The sequence below is a fragment of the Roseicyclus sp. genome, assembly GCF_965662675.1.
Lineage (GTDB): Bacteria > Pseudomonadota > Alphaproteobacteria > Rhodobacterales > Rhodobacteraceae > Roseicyclus.
In genome coordinates, this window is record NZ_CBFIIK010000122.1 from 1 (window position 1) to 7,511 (window position 7,511).

General features: G+C 60.3%; 7 protein-coding genes. 3 read left to right on the forward strand and 4 right to left on the reverse strand.

The window, feature by feature from the left end:
* The 3 genes from ACTG4J_RS13725 to ACTG4J_RS13735 form a co-directional block, all read right to left on the reverse strand.
* Window positions 1-518 (reverse strand): fumarylacetoacetate hydrolase family protein (locus ACTG4J_RS13725; RefSeq protein WP_439140307.1); only part of this gene is annotated, 518 nt, incomplete at its 3' end.
* Window positions 515-1,450 carry a ketopantoate reductase family protein gene (locus tag ACTG4J_RS13730; RefSeq protein WP_439140308.1) on the reverse strand — a complete coding sequence of 312 codons (936 nt, stop codon included), beginning with the start codon at window positions 1,448-1,450 and terminating at the stop codon, window positions 515-517. The genes ACTG4J_RS13725 and ACTG4J_RS13730, both read right to left, overlap by 4 nt.
* A complete protein-coding gene (locus tag ACTG4J_RS13735) occupies window positions 1,447-2,973 on the reverse strand; it encodes a trimethylamine methyltransferase family protein (RefSeq protein WP_439140309.1) in 1,527 nt (508 codons plus the stop codon). The genes ACTG4J_RS13730 and ACTG4J_RS13735 overlap by 4 nt, the downstream gene beginning before the upstream one ends.
* A gap of 112 nt (window positions 2,974-3,085) precedes the next feature.
* Between ACTG4J_RS13735 and ACTG4J_RS13740 the strand changes: the two genes are divergently transcribed.
* A complete protein-coding gene (locus ACTG4J_RS13740) occupies window positions 3,086-3,973 on the forward strand; it encodes a LysR substrate-binding domain-containing protein (protein ID WP_439140310.1) in 888 nt (295 codons plus the stop codon).
* On the opposite strand, the gene ACTG4J_RS13745 is transcribed toward ACTG4J_RS13740, so the two are convergent.
* Entirely contained in the window at window positions 3,962-4,633 is a 672-nt protein-coding gene (locus tag ACTG4J_RS13745; RefSeq protein ID WP_439140311.1) for a Type 1 glutamine amidotransferase-like domain-containing protein, read from the reverse strand. The genes ACTG4J_RS13740 and ACTG4J_RS13745 overlap by 12 nt on opposite strands.
* Before the next feature lie 257 nt (window positions 4,634-4,890).
* Here ACTG4J_RS13745 and ACTG4J_RS13750 point away from each other — a divergent pair, with 257 nt between their 5' ends.
* Window positions 4,891-6,372 (forward strand): ABC transporter substrate-binding protein, encoded by a 1,482-nt coding sequence (locus tag ACTG4J_RS13750; RefSeq protein WP_439140312.1) that lies wholly within the window; start codon window positions 4,891-4,893, stop codon window positions 6,370-6,372.
* A 69-nt stretch (window positions 6,373-6,441) separates the two neighbouring features.
* Window positions 6,442-7,392: an ABC transporter permease gene (locus ACTG4J_RS13755; protein WP_439140313.1), complete on the forward strand. Its 951-nt coding sequence runs from the start codon at window positions 6,442-6,444 to the stop codon at window positions 7,390-7,392.
* Window positions 7,393-7,511 lie beyond the last annotated feature (119 nt).

Below are 7,511 nucleotides of genomic sequence, written 5' to 3' on the forward strand. Positions count from 1 at the left end.
GCATGGATGCTGTGCTTTTGCCAAGCGCGTACCGATCCATCGTTGAAGGCGCTGTAGCCTGCGACAAGGCTCATGGCGTGTTCTACCGGTACATCGCGCCCTTTGGTGCCGATCACAATCGCGATCTCGCCCTCGTAGTCGAAGGTCTCGGCCGGCTCGCCCGAGGGCATTTGCAGGGTCGCGCCATGGCCCACCATGGCCTGCCGCTCCTTGCCGAAAAGAATGATGTTCTCGGGGTCGGGTGGCGCGACGCCGTCCACGGGGTAGGGCTTGCGGTAGTTCAGCCCAACACACAAAATCCGTGACGGGTTGGGGATCGGTGGCAATATGCTGACTGCTGCCATCTGCACGCTGGGCGCACCCGGATCGGCGGCGAGCGCGTCCAATGCATCTTGCGCCAGCACCGCGCGCAGGTCTGGGCAGCGTGCATGCATCGCCTCGCTTGCGGGGCGGATCATGACGCCGTCAGTGGTGCCGTAGCCCGGCCGCCCATCGTGCAGGAAACTGACCAGCTTCATGCCGAGGTGCTTTCGAATGCAGCTTCGCGCTGGCGTAAAATCGCCACCAAGGTATCGTTGAAAGGTGTGGCGATGCCCAGGGCGCGCCCGAGTTCGGGTACTTGTCCGTTGATCGCGTCAAGTTCTGACAGGCGTCCGGCCCGATGATCCAGCAGCATCGAGGGACGTGCCGCGGGCATGCGTGCGCCGAAAGCGGTGACATAAGCCACGGGATCATCGAAGGTCAGATTGATGTTTTTCGCGCGCGCGATGGTATGGGCCTCACGCATGGCGCCCAAGGCGATGCTCCAGCGTTCAGGGTGTGCCTGCAATTCTCCGACCGTCATGTCGAAGACGGTGCATGGGGCGCTGAACGTGACGTTGCAAAGGAATTTTTCCCAGATCAACTGTTGGATATCGTCAAAGGCTTGGGCCTTGAAGCCCGCCGCGCGCCATAGGGTGGCAAGCTGTTCGGCGCGGGCGCTAGGCCCGCCTGCGATCTCACCGATCCGAACGAGGTTCATCGCGTTGTGATGCGCATGCCCCGGCCCCTTGAGCGAGGCGCCAAAGCCGTCCGCAACCCCCAAAAGCACGTTGTCCATGGGCATATGTGCCGCGATGCGGTCGGCCGCGCCCAAACCGTTCTGGATCGTCAGCACAAGGGTTTCGCTTGCCATCTGTGGTGCGATCGCCCGTGCCGCAGACGCGACACCGGCAGCCTTGGTCGCGATGACGACAAGATCGGCGCGCCCGGCATCGGCGATCTGGGTCGTCGCATGGATGCCCATGATGCGTCGGTCGCCGCTTGCCCCGTCCAGTTGCAGGCCATCGGCGGCAATCGCCGCAACATGGTCGGCCCAAGGATCAATGGCCCAGACTTCGTGACCCGCTTCCTTGAAAAGACCGGCATAGACGGAGCCCATGGCACCGGTCCCATAGATCACGATCTTCATGGGATGGTCATCCGCGCGATGGGGAGGCGGATATCGAATGTTTCACGCAAGGTGGCATCCACGGCCGGGGCAAGCGTTTGGGGGAAATGCCCAGCCAAGATATCAGTTGCCAGTTCCTTTGCCTGCACCCTGATGTCACGCGCGCCGGCCGCCTGCCAATCCGCGATCGAGCGGCGGTCAGCGAGGCCAGGATAGAGAAAGTCGGATTTCATCCGGTCAAAGGTCTGTGGGTGGCCAAGAAAATGCCCTTCATTCCGAATGGTTTTTGCAATCATGTCCGGGCATAGCGTATCGACGCTGATCTCGATCGGGGCAAGGCTGCGCCGGATCGCGCCCAACATATCGTTGTCGATCACATAGGCCTCCATCGACGCGCCCATCAAGCCTGCCTGCATGCCTGCGGTCTGGGTGATCAGGTTCGCCCCAGCATGCGCCGCCATGGTGATCGACAGGGCCTTTTCATAACCGGCCTGCGCATCCGGAATCTTGCTGTCGGTGGCCCCGGCGATGGTCGAGTTCGGCAGGCCAAGGAACCGTGCCAATTGTGTTGCGGCAGCGGTGAGAAGGGCCTGTTCGCCGCTCCCCCCGGCCATCCCGCCCGAACGCAGATCGGTGACCATTGGCCTTGCGCCATAGACCGCGTGAACTTCCGGATTTGCCAGCCATGCCACGATCATCCCGGCCAGCGTTTCGGCATTGCTCTGCGCCAAGCATCCAGCCACCGTTACCGGGCTCGACGCGCCCATCTGTCCGAAAGTATTGACCATACATGGCAAACCCGCGCGCGCGGCGGCGACGAGCACCTCGGCCGCATCGGGTGAAAAGCGCATTGGCGGCGCCACGTGGTTGATGTTCAACGACAAGAATGGACGCGCTTCGAACGCTGCGCGCCCCCCTGCAACGATGTGGCACATTTTGGCGATATCGGCGACATGTTCGGGAAATGCTGCGCTGACAAAGACATGCTTGGTCGTGCCTGCCAGCGCAGCATAGCATGTGTTGATGTCGAGAAGGCTGTCGGTGTCCATGTCACGCGCCACCACCGAGCGCGCAAAGAACTGGACATGCGGCAAGGCGTCGACCAGCCGCGCTGCGTCATATAGATCACCAAGGGTCGTCTCACGGTAAGTGTCGCTGTCGATGTTCAAGATCATCGGTGCCGCACCGCCAGAGCCGACATGAACCGCACCATCCCCCAAAGCCATGTCGTGCTCTGGCGAGCGCCCGCACAAGGCGAAGTCACGCCTTAGACCCGCCAAGGCACGCGCGACAAGATCGGGTGGAAAGGTCAGGCGTTGTTCTTCTGTGATGCGCCCCCCGGCCGCACAAACCAACTCTGCCACAACAGGTGGGGCGTCGCTCATTCCGAACTCTGCCAACAAGGTCACAGAGACTTCGTGGATGCGCGCCATCTCGGCGTTGTCGAGAATTTCCAGACGCCCGCCCTTGGTTGCGAGGTTCGGCACCTGCGGACCAACAGCATCCTCTGCCGGCCGGTCGCGTCTTTTGCGTCTAACGCTCATCTGCCTCATCCCTAACCCGTACCGATACTGCCACGCGCGAAAAGGTGGACAAGTGACTTGATGGGCGAATATGGATAAAGCAAAATTAATCCATGCGCAGTGAGATCGGTGAATGCATCCACGAAACCTGCCCCTTGCGGCGCTGCGCACCTTCGAAAGCGCTGCGCGATACCTCAGTTTCAAGCAAGCAGCCGAAGAACTCTGTGTCAGCGCGACGACCGTCAGCAACCAGATCCGACGTCTTGAGCAGGAGTTGGGCTGCAAACTTTTCATTCGTAGAACGCGCGCTGTGGTGCTGACAGACGCTGGTCGGTCGCTGTCGCGCGTCTTGTCGCGATCGCTTGAGGATATCCGGCTCGAGGTTGAGACCCATATGCGCGCCCGCCGTAAATCCGTGTCGCTTGCGGTCGGTCCGATCTTTGGCTCTCGGTGGATGATCCCGCGGCTGGACCGCTTTGGTGAGGATCTGCCCGGCATAGACATCGAATTGCGCAACTCGCCGCGCATCACCGACGCCAGCATGATGAGCGCCGATATCGCCGTCGACTGGGGCGTGGGGCAATGGGTCGGTCTAGAGAACACGCCGCTGCTCGAGATTGTCTATTCGCCCGTCCTCAGCCCCGCCTTGGCAGCGCGCCTTGGGATGCCCGCCCGCCCCGAGGAGGTCGCGCGCTTTCCGGTCATTCACCAGCAAGATCGCCATGAGTGGCTGGAATGGTTGAAAGTCGCGGGCTGCGCAGGGATGCCGTTGATCGACAAGGCGACAATCGTCGATACAAATGTGGTCATACAAGCCGCCATCGCGGGGCAGGGCATAGCACTTGGCATTTTTCCGTTTTGCCAGCCCGAGGTCGATTCAGGGCGGCTGATCAAGCCCTTCGACATTGACCTAACGCCGACGCGGTCCTTCCATCTGCTGACCCGGCCCGGTGCACGCCAGCGACGTGAGATCGATGAGGTCTGCAAGTGGATGATCAAAGAGGCAGCGTTAAACGCCTGAAACGGACCGTGGTTCGGACCGGGCGAAGCGATGCACCCTTGGTGCGCCATCTTCGTGGTACCCACTCGACGCGACGCCGTTTTGAATGATCAGCGCAGCCCCATCATCGACCGCCCATGCCTCGGAGATGGCGCCGCCGTCCACAAGGTCTTGCATCTTGATCAGGCGCTCAGGCTCGATCAGGCTGTGCGGTGTCATGCTTCCTGACACCAACCCAAGTCCGGGTGCCAGAGTAAGACCCACATCAGGGCTGCGCCATAGAAAGCTGTCGAACCAACACATTGCGCCTGCGCTGACGCCGGCCAGCGGCACGCCTCGCCGGTAAGTTTCCGCCAGCACAGCCCCGATCCCCGTCGCTTTTAGATGCCTGACGAGCCGCACAGGATCGCCGCCGCCGAGATAGACAAGGTCAAGCCCCTCGGCCCAGCGCCGCGCCGTTTTTCCATCGGCCATCGGGTCCAACCGAGTGACTGCGCTTGCGATGGGTTTGATGCTGGTCTTGAACATCCGATATTGCGCTCGATCGTCGTCGCTTGCGATGCCGACAAAGCCGATGCGAGGGCGCGCACAGCTATGCGCAAGGCACAAGCGATCCAATTCGGGATGGGTGCCATGGGTTGCGCCACCACCACCGATGGCGATCAGGGTCGTTTCGGGCATCGGTGGTTCCCTTTGAGAAAGTGCTGACGAGGTAACATAGGCTCGGTGGGCATGATCGAGATATAACTCGATTTGTCGAAAACGGGTATCGCCCCGAGGATGTGATCAGAAACCCCGATTTGAGCTATGGATCAAAAATTCTTTATGTATCGGTCTATAAATTGTCGTTTGTCCAGTCGGACAATGCGATTGAGCCTACAGACTGCGGTCGAGCGTCGATGAAAGAATGCAACCCGCCACCCAGGGAGGAAATCCGAATGAGAAAGACCTTGAGCTTCACTGCCTTGGCGCTTGCGCTTGCGGGAACGACGGCACTAGCCGAGCCGACGGGCACGTTCCGCCAGGCGCATGAGTATGGTTCTGGGGCGCAATCCAGCCTCGACCCCATCTCGAAGGGTCGCGTGTTCCAGATTACGGAAAAGATCATGAGCCGCTTGGTGCGGCCTGACATGGAAGGCCGCCCAGCGCCTGATCTGGCAACCGCGTGGTCAGCCAATGCAGATGCGAAAGAATGGACCTTCGCGCTGCGCGAGGGTGTTATGTTCCATGACGGCTCCAGCTTCGGCGCAGAGGATGTGGTGTATTCGCTGCAACGCGTTCTGGACCCGGCAAACGATAGTCCGGCCCGCGCGGCGATCGCAATGATTGATCGTGTGGAAGCGGTTGACGCGAACACCGTCAAGCTGACACTCAGCGCCTCTTTTGCAGATCTTCCCTTGTTGCTTATGGATTATCGTCTGCGCATGATCCCTGAAGGATCGGGCGACACCATCGCCACGACTGGGATTGGCACCGGGCCGTTCCGTTTGGTGAGCCTCGACGCCGAGGGCACGACGCGGCTTGTGGCCAACATGGACTATTTCGAAGGCCCGCCCGGCGTGGCCGAGATGGAGATCATCGGCATTCCCGATGCGCAGGCCCGCTTGCAGGCTTTGCTTGGCGGTCAGATCGACATGGAGCGCGGCATCAGTGCGCAGCAAAGCGTGATGCTGTCGAGCTCGGATCGTTTCAACATCCAGATGATCCCGACAGGCAACTGGCGCGGTCTGGTTTTCCGCACCGATGTTGCGCCTTTCGATGATGTCCGCGTCCGCCAAGCACTGCGATTGGCTGCTGACAGGCAGGCGATGGTTGATCTGGTCATGGGCGGTGGTGCCGTCGTGGCCTGCGACACGCCGGTTGGTCCGCGTGATCAATACCGTGCCGAAATCGATTGTCCGCAAGATATTGACCGCGCCCGTGCGCTCTTGGCTGAGGCAGGCTTTGCCGATGGGATCGATATTGATCTGCATGTCGCCACACTCGAGCCGACTTGGCCTGTCATGGCTGAGGTCTATCAACAGCAAGCCGCTGCTGCCGGTATCCGTGTGAATATCGTCCAAGTGCCCACGGACGGGTTCTGGAGCGATGTTTGGATGCAGAAGGATGCCGTCACAACACGCTGGAACGAACGTCCGGCGGATCAGGCGCTGAACGAAGTCTATGTCAGCACCGCGCGCTGGAACGAAAGCTACTATCGTGACGCTGATTTCGACGCCCTGCTGGCGCAAGCGCGGCAAGAACTCGATTTCGATGCACGGCGCGCCCTGTATATTCAGGCGCAAGAGCATCTGTGGCAGACCGCTGGCACGCTGATCCCTTACCATGTAACGCGTTTGGTCGGCACCTCGGCGCGGGTCGGCAATCTCGATGCTGTCGAAAACATGTCGGTTCGCTGGCACCTCGTGACAGTCGACTAATACCTCTTGGTCGGGGCGCGCTGCGCGCCCCGGCTTTCCTTGCGCGATTGGAAGATATTGATGCTCTCGATGCTCATGCGACGGTCGGCCTTGGGCTTAGTCACGGTCTGGATTGTATCGATCATCATTTTCATCGGAGTCGAAATCTTGCCGGGCGATGCGTGTACCGCCTTTCTCGAACGAGAGGCACAAGGCCTCTTGCTGGAAAATTGTCGCCGCGACCTTGGCTTGGATCGACCCGCTTGGGCGCGCTACGGTGAATGGGCGGCCAATGCCTTGAGTGGCAATCTAGGAGTGTCGCCCGACGGACAACGGCAGATCTCGGAACTGGTCGGCTATCGGTTGCGCAATACGCTGTTGCTGGCATCGGGCGCCATCTTATGCGGCATCCCTTTGGCGCTGTTTCTGGGTATCGTCGCGGCGCTGTGGCGCGATCGCCCTTTCGACATCATCGTTTCCACAACCGCGATCGCGGCGATGACCATCCCTGAATTCGTATCGGCCACCTTGCTGATCTTGATTTTCTCGGTCTGGCTTGGCTGGGTGCCGGGGATCGTGCTGACATCATCCAATGCACCGCTTGCTGAATTCTTTCCCGAGGTACTCTTGCCCATCGCTGTGCTGACGCTGGTAATGACGGCGCATATCTTGCGCACAGTGCGGTCGTCGGTGATCGAGACTTTGGCCTCGGACTACGCCCAGATGGCCCTGTTGAAAGGGGTGCCATATTGGCAAATGGTGTTTCGCCACGTGCTGCCCAATGCGCTTTTGCCAACGATCAATGTCGTCGCACTGACCATTGCATGGCTTTTGGGTGGTGTGGTCGTGATCGAGACCGTCTTCAACTATCCTGGCCTCGGGCGAATGATGATCGACAGTATCTCGGACCGTGATTTGCCGGTGACCCAAGCCATCGCGCTGATCATCGCTTCGGTCTATGTCGGCGTTAACCTCTTGGCCGATCTGTTGACCATGGTCGCCAACCCGCGGTTGCGGACCGCCCACTTGCGCGGGAAATGACGTCATGACCGTTTCACTCACATATCGACGCGCGGGGCCGGTGCAGCGCTTTTTTGGCGTCATAAAGGATATATGCGCCCGCCCATCTGGTGCGATTGGGCTTGCGTTGGTTTTTTCCC

Coding starts and splice junctions, on each gene's coding strand:
- ACTG4J_RS13730 (WP_439140308.1), bottom strand. CDS start 1,450: ATGAAGATCGTGATCTATGGGACCGGTGCCATGGGCTCCGTCTATGCC.
- ACTG4J_RS13735 (WP_439140309.1), bottom strand. CDS start 2,973: ATGAGCGTTAGACGCAAAAGACGCGACCGGCCGGCAGAGGATGCTGTT.
- ACTG4J_RS13740 (WP_439140310.1), top strand. CDS start 3,086: ATGCATCCACGAAACCTGCCCCTTGCGGCGCTGCGCACCTTCGAAAGC.
- ACTG4J_RS13745 (WP_439140311.1), bottom strand. CDS start 4,633: ATGCCCGAAACGACCCTGATCGCCATCGGTGGTGGTGGCGCAACCCAT.
- ACTG4J_RS13750 (WP_439140312.1), top strand. CDS start 4,891: ATGAGAAAGACCTTGAGCTTCACTGCCTTGGCGCTTGCGCTTGCGGGA.
- ACTG4J_RS13755 (WP_439140313.1), top strand. CDS start 6,442: ATGCTCATGCGACGGTCGGCCTTGGGCTTAGTCACGGTCTGGATTGTA.